The sequence below is a fragment of the Paenibacillus sp. FSL H8-0175 genome, assembly GCF_045040615.1.
GTDB classification, from domain to species: Bacteria; Bacillota; Bacilli; order Paenibacillales; family Paenibacillaceae; genus Paenibacillus_AQ; species Paenibacillus_AQ odorifer.
Window position 1 is genome coordinate 6248425 of sequence record NZ_CP150299.1, and the last position, 20159, is coordinate 6268583.

18 protein-coding genes are annotated in these 20159 nt (G+C 43.7%); 5 read left to right on the forward strand and 13 right to left on the reverse strand.

What is annotated here, in order from left to right; genetic code table 11:
• Positions 1-285: 285 nt before the first annotated feature.
• The 3 genes from MHH46_RS27705 to MHH46_RS27715 are packed head-to-tail and all read right to left on the reverse strand — an operon-like array spanning position 286 to position 3794.
• Entirely contained in the window at positions 286-1122 is an 837-nt protein-coding gene (locus MHH46_RS27705) for a sugar ABC transporter permease (protein ID WP_076128667.1), read from the reverse strand.
• On the reverse strand, positions 1119-2426 hold the full coding sequence (locus tag MHH46_RS27710) for a carbohydrate ABC transporter permease (RefSeq protein WP_076193661.1): 1308 nt from the start codon (positions 2424-2426) through the stop codon (positions 1119-1121). The genes MHH46_RS27705 and MHH46_RS27710 overlap by 4 nt, the downstream gene beginning before the upstream one ends.
• Before the next feature lie 18 nt (positions 2427-2444).
• The gene (locus tag MHH46_RS27715; RefSeq protein WP_256715815.1) at positions 2445-3794 is read right to left on the reverse strand and encodes a maltose ABC transporter substrate-binding protein; all 1350 of its coding nucleotides are present in this window, start codon (positions 3792-3794) and stop codon (positions 2445-2447) included.
• A gap of 446 nt (positions 3795-4240) precedes the next feature.
• Here MHH46_RS27715 and MHH46_RS27720 point away from each other — a divergent pair, with 446 nt between their 5' ends.
• The 3 genes from MHH46_RS27720 to MHH46_RS27730 all read left to right on the forward strand — a co-directional run bounded on the left by MHH46_RS27720 (position 4241) and on the right by MHH46_RS27730 (position 7239).
• Positions 4241-6007: a glycoside hydrolase family 13 protein gene (locus MHH46_RS27720; protein WP_305953558.1), complete on the forward strand. Its 1767-nt coding sequence runs from the start codon at positions 4241-4243 to the stop codon at positions 6005-6007.
• Positions 6008-6260: 253 nt separating this feature from the next.
• Positions 6261-6758 (forward strand): YtxH domain-containing protein, encoded by a 498-nt coding sequence (locus MHH46_RS27725; RefSeq protein WP_076128671.1) that lies wholly within the window; start codon positions 6261-6263, stop codon positions 6756-6758.
• 148 nt (positions 6759-6906) lie between these two features.
• Entirely contained in the window at positions 6907-7239 is a 333-nt protein-coding gene (locus MHH46_RS27730) for a DUF5665 domain-containing protein (RefSeq protein ID WP_036680215.1), read from the forward strand.
• A gap of 189 nt (positions 7240-7428) precedes the next feature.
• Here the strand turns inward: MHH46_RS27730 and MHH46_RS27735 are convergent, their stop codons facing one another.
• The 9 genes from MHH46_RS27735 to MHH46_RS27775 form a co-directional block, all read right to left on the reverse strand.
• Positions 7429-8199: a sigma-70 family RNA polymerase sigma factor gene (locus MHH46_RS27735; protein ID WP_076128673.1), complete on the reverse strand. Its 771-nt coding sequence runs from the start codon at positions 8197-8199 to the stop codon at positions 7429-7431.
• Complete coding sequence (gene rsbW, locus MHH46_RS27740) at positions 8196-8651, reverse strand: anti-sigma B factor RsbW (RefSeq protein ID WP_036680217.1); 456 nt, start codon at positions 8649-8651, stop codon at positions 8196-8198. The genes MHH46_RS27735 and rsbW overlap by 4 nt, the downstream gene beginning before the upstream one ends.
• 18 nt (positions 8652-8669) lie before the next feature.
• Positions 8670-9008, reverse strand: coding sequence for an STAS domain-containing protein (locus MHH46_RS27745; RefSeq protein WP_076128675.1), 339 nt, complete (start codon positions 9006-9008; stop codon positions 8670-8672).
• Between the two features lie 96 nt (positions 9009-9104).
• Positions 9105-10775, reverse strand: a complete 1671-nt coding sequence (locus MHH46_RS27750; protein WP_076128677.1) for a response regulator — start codon at positions 10773-10775, stop codon at positions 9105-9107.
• A gap of 21 nt (positions 10776-10796) precedes the next feature.
• Entirely contained in the window at positions 10797-11663 is an 867-nt protein-coding gene (locus MHH46_RS27755; protein WP_051491113.1) for a protein-glutamate O-methyltransferase CheR, read from the reverse strand.
• A 79-nt stretch (positions 11664-11742) separates the two neighbouring features.
• On the reverse strand, positions 11743-15411 hold the full coding sequence (locus MHH46_RS27760) for a response regulator (RefSeq protein ID WP_076128810.1): 3669 nt from the start codon (positions 15409-15411) through the stop codon (positions 11743-11745).
• Between the two features lie 2 nt (positions 15412-15413).
• Positions 15414-16580 carry a SpoIIE family protein phosphatase gene (locus MHH46_RS27765; RefSeq protein WP_076128679.1) on the reverse strand — a complete coding sequence of 389 codons (1167 nt, stop codon included), beginning with the start codon at positions 16578-16580 and terminating at the stop codon, positions 15414-15416.
• A gap of 237 nt (positions 16581-16817) precedes the next feature.
• A complete protein-coding gene (locus MHH46_RS27770) occupies positions 16818-17342 on the reverse strand; it encodes a hypothetical protein (RefSeq protein ID WP_076128682.1) in 525 nt (174 codons plus the stop codon).
• A 59-nt stretch (positions 17343-17401) separates the two neighbouring features.
• Positions 17402-17908: a DUF948 domain-containing protein gene (locus MHH46_RS27775; protein ID WP_036680224.1), complete on the reverse strand. Its 507-nt coding sequence runs from the start codon at positions 17906-17908 to the stop codon at positions 17402-17404.
• Positions 17909-18097: 189 nt separating this feature from the next.
• Between MHH46_RS27775 and MHH46_RS27780 the strand changes: the two genes are divergently transcribed.
• Together MHH46_RS27780 and MHH46_RS27785 are read left to right on the forward strand one after the other, a co-directional pair.
• Positions 18098-18265: a DUF1328 domain-containing protein gene (locus MHH46_RS27780; RefSeq protein WP_076193659.1), complete on the forward strand. Its 168-nt coding sequence runs from the start codon at positions 18098-18100 to the stop codon at positions 18263-18265.
• A gap of 219 nt (positions 18266-18484) precedes the next feature.
• Complete coding sequence (locus MHH46_RS27785) at positions 18485-18862, forward strand: hypothetical protein (RefSeq protein ID WP_076128684.1); 378 nt, start codon at positions 18485-18487, stop codon at positions 18860-18862.
• A 220-nt stretch (positions 18863-19082) separates the two neighbouring features.
• Here MHH46_RS27785 and MHH46_RS27790 read toward each other — a convergent pair whose 3' ends face one another.
• The gene (locus MHH46_RS27790; RefSeq protein WP_076128686.1) at positions 19083-20156 is read right to left on the reverse strand and encodes an SH3 domain-containing C40 family peptidase; all 1074 of its coding nucleotides are present in this window, start codon (positions 20154-20156) and stop codon (positions 19083-19085) included.
• Between the last annotated feature and the right edge of the window lie 3 nt (positions 20157-20159).

Consider the following 20159-nt stretch of genomic DNA (forward strand, 5'->3'; position numbering starts at 1 on the left):
GATGCTCTATAACTCACAAGGACTTATTAGTATTCACATTTAATAAATGCTAGAAAATAACCCCGTGCTCCGGGATTTTTGAGTACTCTACAAACTCCCTTAAGTGTTGGTTCCATGAGGAATTCTACTCCTATTTTCATTATTCTTCAATCCTGTCCCCACCAAGAAGATTTTAGAAACCGGATAAAATATAAAAAACCGCTTCCTTCTCAGAATCTTGATCTCTGAGTAGAAAGCGGTTTTTATGGAATTCAGCGTAGCCTCACAAGGGTAGCGCAGTTCGTCTTATCCTTTGCTTGCACCTGCGGTCAGGCCATCCACCAAGAAACGCTGTAGGAAAATGAACAGCAGCGTGACTGGGAGAGCGACCAATACCGCTCCGGCAGCGAACAACGTAAACTCGGTTGAGTTACTTTGGTTCACCATCCGGTAAAGCCCAACGGCGAGCGTTCTTGTATCCTCCGTGCGCAATACAAGGTCGGCGAATATAAAATCCACAAAGCAGCCGTTGAAAATCATAAGGCTGGCATAGGTGAGCATCGGCTTAGATAACGGGATCATGATAGAAAGAAATACTTTCATATGACTCGCCCCATCCATTCGCGCAGCATCTTCCAAGCTTTTAGGAATCGTATCAAAAAAACCTTTAGCCACAAAAACATTCGTGATAATAGCACCGCTGCTGTACACGAGCACAAGTGCCCAATGAGAATTCAGTAGCCCAAGTGTGTTCAGCAGCACGTAAACTGCAATCATAGCCATAAATCCCGGAAACATCTGCAGAACTAGGAGCGTGGTTAGTGTAGTTTTTCTGCCCGTAAATCGATAACGAGAAATGGCGTACGAAGTCAGCAGCAGCAAAAAGGTGCCGAGCAGCGTAGACAACGCCGCAATCTTTAGCGTATTCATGAACCATAGCAAATATTTAGTTTGCTCAAACAGTTCCTTGTAATGAACAAAGGTGAAATTCTTAGGAATCAATGAGTCACTGAACAAACTGTTTCCTGTTTTGAAAGAAGACATAATAATCCAGAAAGCTGGGAAAAGACTAATAAAACTGAGCACAATCAGCAATAAATGGCTTCCAAACGTTTTTAACGCTTCCGTCAGTCTTAGCTTCATGCAATCATATCCTCCTCTTTAAAGGATCGCGTCCGCCGGTAGCTCCAGATGGAGAATGTCGCGACCATCAGGAAGATGACAATCCCGATGACAGAAGCAAAGCTGTACTGTGACTGGTTCAGCGCCAGTTTATAAAGCCAAGTCACCAGCAGGTCAGTGTGGCCCGCGTACTGGTAGTTAGGATTAACCGGTTCTCCGTTAGTCATTAGATAAATGACATTAAAGCTGTTAATGTTGCCGGCAAACTGCATAATCAGGATAGGTGCGGTTGCGAACAATACCATGGGCAGCGTAATCATGCGGAATTTATAAAATGACCCAGCACCGTCTACTTCTGCCGCTTCATACATATCCTTCGGAATTGTTGTCAGCACCCCGAAGGCCAGAATCATGGTCACCGGAATGCCGATCCACATATTAGCCAGGATTACAGTGACCTTAGCCCAGAAAGGATTGGTTAGCCAGGCCACACCCTCCAGTCCCAAGGCTCTTAAATAACTATTGATCGGTCCGAATTGATTATTGAACATATTGCGCATGACGAGCAGAGAAATCATATTGGGAATAGCGAAAGGAACGATCAGAAGTGTGCGCCAAAGCTTTTTGCAGCGGACACGGGGCTGGTGAATAAGTACTGCAATAAGCACACCTCCAATGTAAGTCGTCGCAGTAGCAATAACCGCCCAGATCAAGGTCCAAGTCAGCACTCCACCAAAGGTGGAACTCCAGACATCCAGACTAAGCATTTTATTAAAATTACCGAAACCCACCCAGTCTACCAGATGTGCTGGTGGTAAAATGGGGTCGGCATAGTTCGTAAACGCCAGTAGCACCGAAAAAACAAGTGGTAATATCGTCAGAAAAACCACGGCCACAAAGGGAATCGCGAGGACAAGATAGGCAAAATTCCTCCGCCCCATAGCTCTGAGCGATTCAGCGAATGAATGAATGGGCTCTTTCCGTTCCCGTGCAGCTCCAACTAGGAATGCATCTCTGATGTTCAGTAAATGAAAAGCTGTATAAAAGAGCAGCGCCAGCAATGCCATTAGACCATTGATCATCATAAAAATGGAGTGGTCGCCTTCCACCATCCGGGTTAATTTGCCTACCTTGACCATACGGCTTGGAAATTCACCAAGCGTAATTAAGCCATGCAAATGTCCCATCAGATCATGAGCAATATAGTAGATTCCAGCAGACCCCACCAGCAGGAATACCAATCCTTTCAGCCACTGCCGGTTGTAGAACTGGCCCAGTCCCGGAATAATAGCCGAGAGTAGCGCTGCGCCTGTTTTCTTCCTCATGGTTAAATCACCTGCCCTTTACTTCGACTCCAGATCGGCCTGAATCGTGGTTACAGTCTGATCCAGCGTCTGTTTAACATCAAGATTTGAGTCGTTCCACAGGGACACAAACGCTGCTTTTAGGGGTTCCCAGACCGATTTAATTTCTGAAACGGAAGGCATTGGAACGGAATTTTGGAATTGCTCGAAGAATCCGCCAATAATAGGGTCATCTTTGATTTCCGGCGCTTCTCCAGCCTCTATACTCGCAGGAATCGCTCCCGTCATCTCAAAATTCTTAAGCTGATTCTCCTTATTGCTTGCAAAATGTGCGAACAAACGGCCTGCGACCGGATATTCCGTATATGAGTTGACATAATACGATTTGACCCCGGAGAAAGAAAGACTGTCTTGACCGTCAGGTCCCTTTGGAAGAGGCGCCACACCCAGGTTAACATTTTCCTTAAACGCCGCTATGGACCACGGCCCGTCGATATTCATCGCCAGCTTACCTTCTTGGAACAACTGTGTTTTCACGTCATAAGTGATATCTCCTGCATTCAAAGGCAGAATTTTTTTGAGGCTCTGCAGAAACGTAAACCCTTTGATAGTGCCTTCATTGTTCAATCCAATATCCTTGAAATTCGTATTGTTGTCTCCGTAAATATATCCGCCGAAGCTGCCAATAAACGGATAGCTGTAATATCCGACGAATTCCCACATGATTGCGAATTTGTTTTCCTTCGGATTGTTGTACGTATCTGCAAAAGCAATCACATCATCCCACGTTTTAGGAGCGTCAGGAATCAGGTCCTTGTTGTAGAACAGCGCATAGGTTTCTACCGATTTAGGATAACCGTAAAGAATGCCATCATAAGACGATGCCTGAACGGCTGTTGCCACCATCGTTGATTTGGTTTCTTCCTCAAAAACATCATTTGGCAAAAGCAGCCCTGCTTTTACGGCTTGCCCGATCTGGTCATGGGGCAGAGTCAACACATCTGCAGCAAGTTTAGACGGACCATCCGTCGCCAGTCTTGCGCCTTGATCACCACCTGCCATTTCCTCAACTGTGACGGGAACACCATATTCTTTTTCGAAATCAGCAGCAATCTGCTTCATGTACTCAAGCTGCTCCTTGGCTTCCCAGACCATCAGTTTGGCCCCTGCTTCTGGTTTCATTTCCTCATCGGTGGTATTCTCTCCGGAAGTATTTGTCTCATTTGTGGTTCCCCCCGGCTCGTTCACTGCGGAATTCGGACTCGAATTCGGCTTTGATGCGGAGTTCCCATTGCCTGAACCGCATGCGGTGACCGTCAAAGTTAACAGCAGGCATAGGACTAAACTAAATGTTACCGCTTGCATTTTGGAACGTTTACTCTTCTTCATTTGCTCATCTCCCCTTCGTTCATGAGTGATTAAACCTAACCCGCATTGAAAAAAAGCATATAAAAAAGGTACAACCTCATTTGCACAAAGTGCCGAGGTTGTACCTTTCCAGGTAACAGTGCCTTTAATTTGAATGCGTGTTATGAAAAATCAAGTTCGTTCGCCCTCATTCTATAATATCCATAATTTTGATTGCAATCAGAGTATAAGTCCAAAAAAGACGGTTTAACAAAGTTTATCTTTTCTTTTCTTTTATTTTCTCTTTATCCCTACCACATACTAAAAATTCCATATTGTAAATTCTTGTGAAATAACCTCTTGCTTTGCTCTTGAGGGTTATGGTAAGATGCAGACAAATTTAAAGGCAATGAAACCGCCAAGGGTTCAACCTCTGAAAATCATGAGGTTGGCCCTTTTTTGCGTTTACATGCCCGAAGGGATGGAAAATGAGTATGATTCAACCGGAAGCCGTTTATCACCGTATGGGACAAAATTGGTCATATGCCTACGATGAGTCTACACTTCATATTCGCATAAGAACTAAGCGGGACAACGTATCACAGATCGATCTTTTCTGTGGAGATAAATTTGGCTGGGACAAAACGCATGAGGTCATTCCAATGCAGCGCCTCGCTTCTGACGGCTTGTTCGATTACTGGCAAGCCTCCGTCCGTCCCGTTTACCGCAGACTCGCGTATTACTTTGCGCTTTATGACAAAGACGAAGTTCTTTATTTTTTGGAAAAAGGTTTTTATCCAGAGCCACCTGCTGTGGTATATGAGGGCTTGTTCGACTTTCCATTTTTGAATCGTGAAGATGTGCACTCCCCTCCATCGTGGGTGAAAGATGCAGTATTTTATCAAATATTCCCGGAGCGTTTCGCGAATGGGGATCCCACCAACGATCCGACAGATGTATTGGAATGGGGCGGCACGCCGAGCCCTCGGAATTTCTTCGGAGGGGACTTACAGGGTGTACTAGATCATTTGGATTATCTCTGTGAATTGGGCATCAATGCTATATATTTTAATCCTTTATTTGCGGCAACCACCAATCATAAATACGATACAAAAGATTATTATTTGGTCGATCCTCATTTTGGCACCAATACATTGCTGAAAGAGCTTGTGGACTCCTGTCACTCCAAAGGCATCCGTGTCATCCTGGACGGTGTCTTTAATCATTGCGGACATACCTTCCCGCCATTTGTTGATCTGCTCGCGAACGGGCAATCTTCACGTTATGCGGATTGGTTCCATGTACGCGAGTGGCCGCCACAGGTCATCGACGGAATTCCCACCTATGACACCTTTGCATTTGAGCCTATCATGCCTAAGTTCAACACTGAGAATCCTGAAGTCATAGAATATCTACTGAATGCAGGCCGCTATTGGATCGAGGAAATCGGTATAGACGGCTGGCGGCTTGATGTCGCAAATGAAGTCTCCCATTCGTTCTGGCGGCAATTCTGCAGTGCGATCAAAAGCATTAATCCAGAAGCCTATCTCGTAGGAGAAATCATGCATGATTCCTTGCCGTGGCTGCTTGGCGATCAATTTGACGCCGTTATGAATTACCCGCTAACGAATATTCAAATTAATTTTTTCGCTCACGGACAGATCAATGCTGCACAATTCTCTCAGTCGGTTGCTACTATGCTAGCGAATTATCCGCAGCAAATTACGGAAGCCGCCTTTAATCTGCTAGACAGCCATGATACAGTTCGTTTCCTGACACTTTGTGGCGGTGACATCAGGAAGTTAAAGCTGGCCGTTTTGTTCCAGATGACCTTTCAAGGAGCACCCTGTGTTTATTATGGCGATGAAATCGGCATGGATGGCGGATACGATCCGGACAACCGAAAATGTATGGAGTGGGACTCCCAGAAACAGAATCAAGAATTGTTCGAATACTATCGCTGGACGATCAGCCTTCGTAAATCTCATCCCGCATTCCGGAGCAGTGGATTTAAAGCGCTGGAGATTCCGGGTTATCCAAAGCTGCTTGTATATGAGCGGTGGGACAAACAAAGCCGGTTTATAATCGTATTGAACAATGAAGATGTTATGGCCGAAGTCATCATTCCTGTAACCGGAGCAGACACAATATGGGTAAATCTAAAGACGCAGAAACGGACTGAAACCTCCACATCCCAGCTGCATCTGAATCTGCCTGAATTCGGCTATGCGGTACTCCAAGCCGTTAATGATTAATCCGTAACATTATAAATTCAATCGTGGAAGGATGGAGACATATGCTGCATATCACAGCCTGTCTTCGCCCTTCTTTTTGCGCATAAACAAATCTTGATAAAGCCTTAAAAAGGCGGTTTATATGACCTAAAGCCCTCTAGGTTACCGTATCCTCCCTTAAACTCCCGTAATCTCCCCCTTGCTCTTCAACTGTTTCAGCCCATACGCCAAAGTTTATATACGAAGTAAGATAAATTATAAGGAGTGATTGGTGATGAGTAACGTAGAACATGAAGTAGAGAACGGAAGCAGCTTATTAAAAGGTATCTTTATTGGTAGCTTAATTGGTGCCGCAGCAGCCCTGCTATTTGCACCAAAGCCTGGTCGTGAAATGCGCAGTGATCTGTCAGATAAACTTTCTCAAGCTACAGACAAGACCAAAGAAGTTGCTGGTGCCGTAACTGACAAAACCAAAGCTATTGCGACAACCGTTGGCGAAAAAGCAACCGATTTGGCTAGTACGGTGTCAGATAAAGCTTCTGATATCTATACCACTGTCAGTGACAGCAAACAACAAATTGCCGCCACTCTTCAAGAGGCTGGAAGTAAAATTGGTGACACTGTAAGTGAAGCCTCAAGCAATGTAAGCTCGGATGTTAAAGACGCCTCTAAAGACGTAGCTGATGAAGCTAAAGCATCCTCTAAAGAGGTTGCCAATCAGGCTAAGGATGCGAAAGAGGATGTAAAATCCTCCTATAAATCCAATTACTAATCTGCGGCATCATACAGCTATCACTTTAACAAACAACAGCCAGCTGACCGCAGCTGGCTGTTGTTTAGTTACACCTTTATTCACATCAGCAGATACAACTAGACATTTAATTAATGCCCGTTCGGGCTATAGAAAGCAGGGATGGCGCATGGCAGATTCAAATAACCAAACAAAACCTTATGAAATTGATGAACATCCTTTCGAGTTGCGACATGAAGTGAAACGCTTAAACAGTCGTCTTGATAAGATCGCTCACTCACTGGAAAAATCAGAATTCAAAGACATTCTCGACAACTATTCAGATCCGAAAAAAAGAATCATCACAAACCTGATGGCCGGTATATCTCGGGGACTTGGACTATCTCTCGGAACATTTGTAGTCCTTGGTTTATTAGGCTACATTCTTAGTCTTTTTCTTAATGTTCCAGTAATCGGAGAGTATCTTGGCGAAATTAAAAAATACATTGATGCTAATAGCTAACCGCAAGACTATCAATCTATTCCCCAACTATCGACCGCTTCCCCCGCTTGTCCGTCTAATCCTCTAGGTTGGACGGACAAGCGGGGGAATAAGTCTACAACAGTATACAAATAAAGGACATGCGGGTCTCCAGTCAGCGGAGAGAGGCATGTCCTTATCGTCGAAAATGTATATTACCCATACAGGAACTCAATAGGAAGAGTTGGCCATAATCTGCTTTAACTTCTCAGTGGCCCGCTTCTGTATGCGTGAAACGCTCATCTGTGATACCCCCAGCTTCTGGGCGATCGCCCGCTGGGATTGTCCATCTTGGAACGCTAACAGCAGCACCTGCTGCTCCTGTTCCTTCAATTGACCTAGTGCTTGTTGCAAATCCATACGTTTCTCTACGGTCTCGTAATCATTTGCGTCAGAGCTGATCAGCTCGCCTAGTGTGGCTCCTGTCTCCTCTTGAGAAAGGGGCGAGTCTAGGGAGACGTAATGATAACATTCTCTGCCCGCCAGTACTTCTACAGTTTCTTCAACAGACAAATCAAGATAATGAGCAATCTCATCCACCGCAGGCGAACGTTCCAGCTTCACTGTTAGTTCGTCAATCGCGTGTTGAACAAGTGCTCCCTTTTCTTTAATCCGTCTAGGTACCTGTATGTACCAAGATTTATCACGTAGGAAATTCTTCATATGTCCAATCATGCTTTTCATCGCATAGGGCTCAAAAGGGATTCCAAGGCTAATATCATATTGCTGTAATAACCGGATGAGCGCCATTTGCCCGACCTGATATAAATCCTCATACAAGTCGGGGCGGTTGCGAGAAATTTTTCCAGCAGCCATTTTTACCATAGGCTCATATTTCTTAATCAGCACTGTTGCGCGTTCATTATCCTTAGTCTGCTGATATTCCCAAATTTGGGTGACTGCTTCATTCATGGACTCGGGGGGAGTCACCTTATCACTCATACCTTTTCCTCGCTAAAGTTAAGGTGCTTCTTCAAAGTTACTACCGTCCCTCTTCCGGCCTCACTTACGACGCTCACGTCATCCATCAACGCTTGCATTAAGTAGAACCCTAAACCGCCGACCTGAACGTCACTTAACTCTTTATCATGCAGTGTCATACGCTCACTGGACGAGTCTTCCAAACCGTCAAAGCTCTCCCCCTCGTCTTTGACTGTAATGGATAGGGCACTTTCACCCACCTCAAAGATTACATCAACCATTCCGTCTTGTTGTCCATAGGCGTACAATACTGAGTTGTTACACGCCTCTGATACAGCTACCTTCATATCTTCAATATCTTCGTAGGTGAAGCCCATTTTTGAAGCAATACCATATAAATTCAACCTAACAATATCCACATACTCTGCGCTAGCCGGCAGCTGAAGAATTACTTTTTGCACATCATCACTCATTCTTTGTTCTATCCTTTCCTAGTGGGAATTCTCTTGGGAGGCAAAAAACTTGGTAATACCAGTCATGTCAAACAGCTTCTGAATTTGGGGAGGAACATCCTCAACCATAAACTTAACGTCCATACCTTGTCTTGATTTCAGGATCGAAAGTAGAATACCAATACCCGTGCTATCGATGTATTTTAATTCTTTAAGATTTATTACTAAATCATGCTTCGTATCACCTACAAGCGGCTCCATTACCAAACGGAAATCGGAAGCCACGGATAGATCAAGTTCACCATTCAGGAAAACCGTACATACACTTTCTTTTGTCTCTGTCTTAGCGTGAAACTTATTACTTTTATGCGTGTTCATAGACGATCTCTCCTGATAAATATTTTCTATATTAATAACCTCATAGTCCTACCTTTGAAACAAATAACATTAAAATATAAACTAGTAAATCTTGGGTTACGCCTGAAAAATAGAGGTATCTGTTTCAACCATCCGATTATCGCTGCTAGAATACCGAGAGATAATCTGCTTAATACTACTCATCTTAAGTGGCTTGCTGATATAGTCATCCATTCCTGAGGCTTTACAGCGATTCTGGATGCCATCCATGACATTCGCAGTCATTGCAATAATAATAGTCTTCTCAGCCGCCGGACCGCCTTCTCGACGGATTTGAGCGGTTGCCTCCAGGCCATCCATTACTGGCATTTGGAGATCCATAAAGATAAAATCATAGGGCTGCTTAAGCGCCATTTGCACAGCCTGTTTCCCGTCCTCAGCCATATCAGCTTCATAGCCGAGCTTATCTAGCATGCTAACCATCAGACGCTGATTGATAGGATGGTCATCTACAACAAGGATTCGGCTTCTGCTCTCCTGATTAAGAAGAAGATGAGGCGATTCCTCTTCTTGATAACCTCCTGTCAAATCTTCTCCAGGTACGGATGCTTGTATCGTAAAAATAAAGGTAGCTCCTTTTTGCTCCATGGATTCTACCCGTATTTCTCCGCCCATCATGCCTACAAGGGATTTACATATGGCTAAACCAAGCCCTGTCCCCCCGTATTTCCGTGTCATTGAAGAATCCAGCTGTGAGAACGGTTGGAACAATCGGTCGCATTTCTCTGGAGAAATACCAATCCCAGTATCCATGATCGTGAACTCGACTTCTACCTTGTTCCCAGATGTTTCTTTGATGGAAGCGACTAAATAGACACCGCCTTGATTCGTAAATTTAACTGCGTTAGCAATCAGATTAATTAATACTTGGCGTAAACGGGCCATATCTCCATATAAAAGTCTAGGCAACTTCTGATCGATAAAATAAGCGAGCTCCAGGTTCTTTTTTCCCGCTTCCACCGAAAAGAGGCTGAACACCTCTTGAATACATGTGCGAAGTTCGAACAGCTGCTCTTCGATTTCCATTTTACCGGATTCCATTTTGGTGAAATCAAGAATATCGTTTATAACCGTAATCAACGTGTCTGCACTTTTCCGAATGATCTCGGAATACTCCTTCTGCTCAGGAGCAAGGTCAGTCTCCATTAATAAATCAATCATACCCACTACGCCATTCATTGGTGTACGAATCTCATGACTCATCATAGCCAGAAATTCCGACTTCGCTTTGGAGGCGATCTCCGCCTCTTCCTTAGCCTTTACGAGCTCACTATTTATGATTTCCAGTTCTTTCGTCTTTTGCTGCAGCAGCATGGTCTGAGTCTGATGCTTCTTGCTCGTAATATACATCTCGACAAAACCTTGTATCTTAGACTTCAGAATTTGTGGAATGAAGGGCTTGACCATATAATCAATAGCCCCTGCAGAATAGCCCGCGAATAAATGCTCCGCTTCCTTACTATTCGCAGAGATAAAGATAATCGGAATTTCCTTTGTTTTTTCTCTGGCTTTAATCAACTTTGCGGTCTCGATCCCATCCATACCTGGCATCTGCACGTCCAGTACGATGACAGCAAAATCATACCTTAACAAACACCGCAGCGCTTCTTCGCCGGAGGTGGCTTTGACTAGCTCATAATGCTGGCTTTCAAGTACCGCCTCCAGCGCCAGCAGATTTTCAGGACGGTCATCTACTAGTAGTATATGAATTGGTTCTTGAAACCCCATAGGACCACCCTCCTTCATGCGTTATTTTATGTTACGGTATATTTTTTCTACTCTGTCCAAAGACTCATAACAATCGCTGTACTTCGTAAAGTGAATGGATTCTTTAGAGCCTAGAACAAGTATTCCAAAACGACTCAAACTTTCATGAAACAAGCCGTGAACATGATCCCGCAGCTCATCATTGAAATAGATCATCACATTGCGGCAGAAAATAACATTAAACTCATTAAAAGAAGTATCTGTAGCCAAGTTATGCTCAGCGAATATAATGTTTTTGCGTAAATATGGCTGTAAAATAACCGAGTTATACTTCGCTGTATAGTATTCAGAGAATGCCCGGGTACCTCCCGCCTCCAAATAATTCTTAGTGTACTGCTTCATTCTGCTAATATCATAGACGCCTTCCTTAGCCTGCTGTAAAGAACGCTCATTCATATCTGTGGCATAAATCCGAGCCTTATCGTAAAGCCCTTCTTCATGAAGCAGGATGGCCATAGAGTATACTTCTTCACCAGTGGAGCATCCAGCATGCCAGATACGAATATAGGGATAAGTCCTCAACAACGGAACTACCTTCTGGCGAAACGTTAAAAATAACCCCGGGTCCCTAAACATTTCGGTAACCGGAATGGAGAGACTATAGACAAATCGTTCAAAACAGGCACGATCATGCAGCACCTTTTCTTGCAGCGCGGATATGCTGTGTACATTCTCCGCATGCACATGATGCCAGATACGTCGCTTCAAAGAAGGCAACGCATAATTCCGGAAATCATATCCATATAAACGGTGTACTCCATCAAGGAGCAGCTCGATCTCAATTTGCTCCAACTCGTCACTTCCTACCATAACGGGCTGCTCCTCATATCCGTGTTCTATCGCTTTCATTGTTATCCCGACTCCCTTATTAACACACCGTAATTCTAGTCATGTTAGTTCTTAAAAAGGTATTACCCCAAATTTGAGTTTACGAATACAACCAGACACGCATTAACGAAAGAAGTTGACCTGTTGCGATCGGTTTCTTCATATAATCAGAAGCTCCCGCTTCAATACATTTGGCGCGATCCTCTTTCATTGCTTTGGCGGTAAGCGCAATAATAGGCAGTTTCTGATATTGCGGCATTTCACGGATTCGGCGCATAGCTTCATATCCGTCCATTTCCGGCATCATCATATCCATAAGCACGAGATCAAAATCTTCTTGCTCTACCAGCATTTCCAGCGCTTCACGTCCATTCTCCGCAAACTTCACTTCCATGTGGTATTCTTCCAGTACACTAGAGAGTGCAAAAACATTACGAATATCATCATCGACGAGCAGTATTTTCTTCCCTTCGAATAACTCTTCTTTGTTATGCAGCTTCTGCAAAATTTTACGTTTATCTTCCGGAAGATTGGCTTCTACCCGGTGCAAGAACAACGTTGTCTCATCCAGTAGTCGTTCCGGAGAACGAACATCCTTAATAATTATGGATTCAGCATACTTGCGGAGCTGTGTCTCCTCTTTGCTATCTAAATCCTTACCTGTATAAATAATAATAGGAAGATCATTTAATTCTTCATCATCACGAATCTGATCCAGCAATTCAAAGCCGTTCATATCCCCAAGCATAAGATCCAGAACCATACAATCATATCTCTGCTTGCGCAGCTCCATCAGTGCCTCATTGCCGGTTGATACCGCGGTGATAGCTACATCATCGTGACCAATCAATTCCATAATGGAACGACGTTGAATCTCATCATCTTCAACAATCAGAAGGTACTTCACTGTGCTGGACGTATAGTTCTCAATTTGTGAGAAAGCCCGCTCCAATGCTTCTCTTGAAGATGGTTTTCTAAGATACGCCATAGCTCCCATCATTAATCCTTGCTTCACTTCATCGTTCACTGAGATAACATGAACAGGAATGTGACGGGTCTGAGATGCACTTTTCAGCTCTCTAAGGATGGTCCAGCCGTCCATTACAGGCAGCTGTATATCGAGAATGATCGCATCTGGCAAATAAGTTTTTGCCATCTGTAGTCCAATATCGCCTTGAAGCGCTACTAAACCTTTAAATCTGCGCCCACGAGCCATGTCTAACAAGATTTTCGCAAAGCTTTCATCATCTTCAATAATAAGCAGGACTTTGTCATTTGCCGTCAAATTGTCACGATCATCCTCAATTGTCAGTTGTGGAAGGGGTACGTTAACGGCTGCTGGCACTAAGGTTGGAAGCATGTCTCCAATATATTCATCATATGTGGAATCCTCTTTGGACACCGCAGCTTCTATTTCTGCACGTTGTTTACTGTAATTTGCCTTCACCGGCAAATATAAAGTGAAGGTACTGCCTTGTCCCTCACGGGATTCGAGCACAATAGCGCCACCCATTATACGAACCAATTCACGGCTGATCGACAATCCCAACCCCGTGCCTCCATATTTACGGCTGGTTGTTCCGTCTACCTGCTGGAAGGCTTCGAATACAATATCTGTTTTGTCAGCCGGAATACCAATGCCACTGTCCTTCACAGCAATAGCAATATATTCATTATCACTCGGCAGATTTAGTGGCAAGAGATTATTATCTGCCGGGCTAACTGAAAACTCAATAAAACCTTCGGTTGTAAATTTAAAGGCATTGGAGAGCAGATTTCTTAAGACCTGCTTCAACCGGTGACTATCGGCAATAACGCTATCTGGCAGCGGCTCGTTAAAGGCTATCCGTAAGGAGAGTCCTTTTTTGATCGCCTGCGGAGCAAAATTCTGCTTCACAAAGCTTTTCAGCTCAGTCAGTTTAATTTCTTCATGATTCAGTTCCATTTTTCCTGCATCAACCTTGGATAGATCGAGAATTTCATCAATCATTTTAAGCAGGTCAGCACCTGACATGTAAATCGTATGGGCAAATTCAACCTGTTTCTCCGTTAGATTACCATCTTTGTTCTCAGTAAGCAGCTGAGACAAGATCAGCAGACTGTTGAGCGGCGTCCGCAATTCATGGGACATGTTCGCCATAAATTCCGATTTATATTTACTAGTCACGGATAATTGCATAGCCTGTTTCTCTAGCTGAACCTTAGCATGCTCAATTTCATCTTTTTTCTCCTCAACCTCCTGCACTTGCTCCTCTAGTGCACGAGTCTTGGCGACGAGTTCCGTATTGTAATGCTCCAGTTCCTCCTGCTGACGTTGCAGCAGTTCTTCTGAACGTTTAAGCGCATCTGTCTGCTCTTCCAAGTTCTCATTAGAACGGCGCAGTTCTTCTTGCTGAGTCTGCAGCTCCTCTGACTGACATTGCAGTTCTTCCGTAAGTGCTTGTGACTCACGCAGTAATTTCTCTACAATCAGACGACGACTAATATTATTGAAAATAATGCTTAAATTATTCGCAAGTTGTTGCAGCAAATCATTTTTCAGACTGCTAAATGGCTGGAATGAAGCGAATTCTACTACACCGAGCAGCTCGTCTTCAAAAATAAGCGGATGAATGGAAATATATCCTGGCTGTGAATCCACAAAGCCGGATTTCACGGAGATATAATCTTCAGGAGCCCGCTCCAATCTGATTGGGTGCATATCAAGCGCACTTTGTCCTACAAGCCCTTCTCCAATCAAAAAACCTTCCTTTGGTTTCTTATCGTTATCTACTGCATAATAACCACTGCTTCGTAAAAAATCGGGACGGTTAGCATCCTTCAAATATACTGCCCCAAACTGGGCTCCCAGCACAGGGGTGAACTCGTTGATAAAGGTCTGTGAGACCTGATCCAATGAGCTAACCCCCCGGAGAAGTTCTGTCACCTGAGCAACATTTGCATTCAGCCAGGATTGATCATTCTGTGCCTGTGCATAAGCCTGTTCCATTTGCTGTTTCTCTTCAAGATCTAATGCCATTTTCTTAAAGACAAGGGCAACCTCACCAATCTCATCTTTCGAAGTAACCTTTATGCGCCTTATGGCCCGAATTCTGCCGTTGCCAAAGCTGGTAATCATCATCGAAACGACATTAAGCCCCCGCGTAATGCTTGGAATGATCCATAGAACAACTCCAAGTCCAAGTAGCAGGCCCACAATCATCATCAAGATGACCATCTGAGTAGAGCTTTGATAGGCATCTTTAGCTTTTGCGCTCTCTTCATTCATAATAAAGGCATTATAATCAGAGAGACTGTTCAGAGCATTTAACACGGCATTCTGAATCGCTTGTCCCTCTGTGTTAGAATACGTGCTGGCATTCTGGAAATAACCAGCTGATAGCAGCTTCAATATTTTTTCCTGATAATTTAGATAGATCGTATAAGAATCATCAATTTGATTAACGATCTGCATCTCTTCAGCGCTAGTCATTGATTCTTTTATTTTGTCGTAGTGCTCATTCGCCTTAGCTATTTTTTTATCAATCTCTTTTTTTTGTGATTCTACCGTTGATGTATCCGCGCTTAACATGGTCGTCGTTAATATGCGCGCCATATCATTCACTTCTCCACGCATACCTGAAGAAGAGCGCCCCTTCATATATCTATCCTGGTAACCCTCAAGCTGACCATTCATATAATCCAAACGATCGTATCCAATCATTGTAAGTGCCAGCATAATCGCCAGCATCGCACTAAAACCAATTAAGAGTTTAGCCTTTATTTTCATCCTCATTCTGTTCCCTTCTTCAGTGAGATCCACACTATACATTTGTCATCGTCACGCTCTTTAGGAACATCAGCATTAAAAAAAGCAGCCCGTATAGTTTCTTCCTTCCATTCATGCTCAACATTTAAATGCTTAATCATAAACTTCAGCTGCTCTTCCTGTTCACCCTCAACCAGCTCCAGCAGACCATCTGTATAGAGAACCAAATGCCCTTCATCTTCGTAGGTCAAGCTCTGAGGCTGAATATCAATCCGTTCAAACAGGCCTACAGGGTGACAATTACTTTCCAGCAAGACCGGAGTCTTAGCTGCGCCCTCAAAAAATAGCGCAGGTGGATGCCCGGCGTTAACGTAGTCAATACGCTTTATACGAGTGTCGATCACAAGATAAATCGTCGTAAAATAATATTGAATCAGCTTTTTCTCAATATAAAGTTGGTTAAACCTTCGATTGAGTTCCTGAATTACCTTTTCCGGCTCTACATAGGTAGTTACCGTATCCTTTAATACTGACGCAAGGAACATGCAAAAAAGAGAGGACGATATACCGTGTCCCATAATGTCCAGGAGGATTACGCCATATCGGCCATCCCCAAGGGGATACCAGGCATATAAATCACCCGCCAATTCAGAGGAAGGCTGATAGATAGCATGCACCTCGAAATTCTCTTCCTGCAGGGGTAGGCTGAGTACAGCATTCTGCACGAGTGCAGCCAGTCTCAATTCCTCCTGAATCCGCTGATCCCGTTCCTTATGCCAATCTTTCTCACGTTTCAACCGCAGAGCAAGCCGAATCCGGGCCATTAGCTCCACTTTATTAATAGGTTTCGTAACATAATCTACTGCACCTGCATCCAACGCTTCGGCCAATTTCTTTGAATCACCTACAGCTGTAACCATTATTATTGGAATATCCTTAAGATGTTCGTATTGCTGCACAACACGACATGCTTCGATCCCATCCATTTCTGGCATCATCATATCCAGTAAAATCAGATCAATATCTGACATCCGGGGACGTCCATCTTCACTCCCCGAACCGATTCCAAGCCGTTCCAGCATCTCTTTGGCAGAGGATGCGGTTACGAAATTTCGGTAATCTTCTTTTTTCAGGATTTCACGGATAATGATAACATTAGTCGGATTGTCATCCACGATTAAGATTCTCATCATCTTCACCTCACACGATTAGTATTACGACCGTAAAATTCTGCAAACCTACTAACTATATCATACGCTATTTCACAGTGTTATTTCTATTTTCATAATATGTAAATATAGTCATAGGATCAATTTACGTATTCAGCAAAGTAACCTCCAGCCCCACTATACCTAGTGGGGCTGGAGGTTACTCTATTCTAAAGACAGCCTATGTTTATTAACCAATTTGCTCAAATATGAAACAGATTAGGAAGAAATACTATCAAATAAATCAATTCCTTCAAATTCACCCGCCAAATTTCGATATATTTTGAGTGCGTTATTCCCTCTCAGGTATACATCCCCATCTTCGGCTATAAAATACGGTTTGCCCAGAGTATCTTGCAGATTATCTGTTAAAGGATCGATTTCTACGCCATCTACATGTAAACCGAACTGCTGTGCTTGCGGAGGTGCAACATGTACATAAAGTACAACACCCTCGCCCACACCCACTGTCACATCTGCGTAATGGTACTCCACTGTCTCTAGCAATGGATCATTTGTCACCGCAAGCGGATTGCCTTTGGTCAGAAGCAGTTCTTCCTTTGTGGTGTATAAAGCGACACCTTGCAGAGAATCAAAGCGATTTATATATGGGCTGGATTCTGAAGCATGTTCAAATGCGAGAACCGACTTAGGTTGTTCAATAAAAGTAGAGATAGGCACCAACTGTGGAGACGCATCAAAGTATGGGAAAAGAAGACCAAATAAAAGGATCATCATGTTCATGTTGTGTCCCACCTTTCTTATCTGCAGCCACCGATTACAGAAGCCTTACTATCTTATGCTTAATGACGAAATTTCTTCCAAAGAGTTGCAGCTACGTCTACACCTTTTAGCACTGTAGCTATTTTTCCCGGTGACTTCTCAGCATAAATGGCATCATAGGAGTTAACAGTACGTTCTTCAGCAGGAGTTAGCGGAGCTTCTTTTATAGAGACTTCCTTACTTTTCTCCTTCAGCTCACGCGATTTACGATATTTCTCGATCACTGTGACTGACACTTGTTTGACTGTTAAGGTTAGCTCATTCATAACATCACCCAGATTCTTGACAGAATCGATGACTGGGTCAATCTTCTGAATCTTATGCTGTACATCGGCAGTGATTTCATTTGCGTGTCTGACCGTCGTTTTCACTTCATAAGTAAGCTCATCCATCGTCTTCTGTACTTCCACCAAGGTTTGGCTGACTTTGTCGAGTGAATCCTTTGCCGACTTTAAAGTTTTAATTAAAAAGAAAACAAGTACTGCGAATGCAATTGCGACGAGTGCTACACTAAGTTCAATGATCATATTCATAACCCCTTCCATATCTCATAAATATCGGCTAATCAGCCTTGTATACTGCATAGTTACCCCTGGTCCCATAAGCCGAAACATCTTGTCGAGCGTTGTCAAGAGTCCCTCTTCCCTTTTGTTTCAAAATCAAAGTCCCCGTTTATACAATGACTACATTAATCAAAAAAGGATAGGTGATATGTAATGTTAAAATGGTCCGCAATACTACTTGTAGCCGCAGTAATCGCCGGAATCTTTGGTTTCTTCAACCTAGTAGCTGCCGCTGCTGGTCTTGCTAAGATCCTGTTCTTCGTCTTCCTGGTTCTGTTTGTAATTTCTCTCTTCACGGGACGCAGAGGCAGATCTATGTAGCCCCTCTTATTAATGGTGTGACTGTTGTATCCCTCCCATATCTATCCATATATCTTATTCATCATGCAGAAAGTATAGGTCATTCCTGCACAGATGTCACTTGAGAAAATAAGAAATGTTGAATGGGTGGTTCATCACGCATCAATTACGTTTACTAGCTTATTAACAAACAGCGCTTTTGGAAAAAAATACATCCAACCCCCACAGGAGGAACCAAACATGAAAAAAATCGCCAGCCTTACAGTAGCCTTAGGACTTATGGCTTCCATTGCAGCTACAGCTTCAGCAGCTGAAGTAACAGGAACTACTACGGCTCCTGCAACCGTAACTGGAAGCACTTACAGCAATTCTTTTGAAACCATTATTACTCCAGCGGATATGAGTCCAGCTACACCGCAAATAGTGCTGACTGAGAAAACACCTTTCTACTTTTCAGTCGGAGGTATAATTCCAGCAGGCTGGCTTGGCGTTCAGACTCTTGATACAACAGGTGAAGTCATTTCGGATACTTGGGGTAATGAATGGAGAGAAATTTACACTTGGCTAGGAAAAGCATGGGTTAAGGTTCCTGTATCAGCCAATGTGATTTTGCCATAATTAATCAATAAGCGAAGAAGGGGTGTCCCAAGAGCCAAGAAAATGGCCGATGGTACTGCCCTTTTTTTATGTGGAGAGTACATATTCTGAACAGATAAACAGGAAGAGCTACCCCTTCAGTAGAGAATTCTACTAAAAGGATAGCCCTCTTGCGCGTACGCCCGCCATCGTTCACCCGTCACAAACATGCGATGCTGTCGCTTCCTGCATTTTCATATATTTAGCGAATGACCGAACCTCCGTAGAGAAAACGATTCATCCAAGAAGCGCTTAGTTTATCTACTCTTACCCCGCCTGAAGCTACGGAATAAGTTTGTAGAACTTGTCCATCTCCTAGATACATTGCAACATGCGATATTCTAGCTGTAGATTTGTCGATTCCCTCATAAGCAGAAGCAGAATTCCCCTTATAATCCATAAAGAACATTAAGTCGCCGCGCTTCAAATTGGAAATAGACGTAACCACCGTACTATTCGACTTCACCCAATCTCCCTGTTGACGGGAATCCGCCGGCAGTTTGAGATTGGCTGCATCCATAAAAATTTGCCGGATGAAGTCCGAGCAATCAAAGGTGCTTGTATCATTTCTGCTGGAGCCATACTCATAAGGCGTTCCTAGATATCCCATACCTGCAGCAATCACCCGTTCGATTTGGGCTGAAGCCCCCGGTGTGGTTACAGGTGGATTGGGTGTAGGCGTTGGTGTTGGTGTTGGTGTTACCGTTCCAGATCCCCCACCGTTTCCTGAAAGTGTACTATATTGTTCACTTGAACTTATATATCCGATGCTACCATCCGCCGCTTTAACTTGATACCAGTAACTGTTAGGCTGCGCCAGAACTTCTACTTTTTCTCCCTTATTCAAAAGCTTCATTATTTTCCCGCTTGTTGAAGGTGAAACTCGAAGATTCACACCATACTTAATGGTGCCAGTTTGTGCCGATGGTGTCGTTACTGAAGCAGAGGATACACTGATATATTTATCTCCTGCACTTGTATAACCCACTGAACCATCAGCCGTTTTTACTTGATACCAATAGCTGTTCGGCTGCGAAAGGATCTGCACTTGATCTCCCTTTTGCAAGTACTTCACTATTTCTCCGTCAGTAGAAGGGGTGCTGCGAAGGCGAACACTAGCCTCGATCACACCTGTTTGAACGGCTGAAGCTGCTGTAACTGAATTAGATGAACTTGAGGCTGCCGCTGCTTGTCCAGGAGCAGATACTCCTAAACCTGCAACAATTGCAGCAGATACTAACAAAGATGCTGTAATTTGCTTATGTGATTTGATCATACG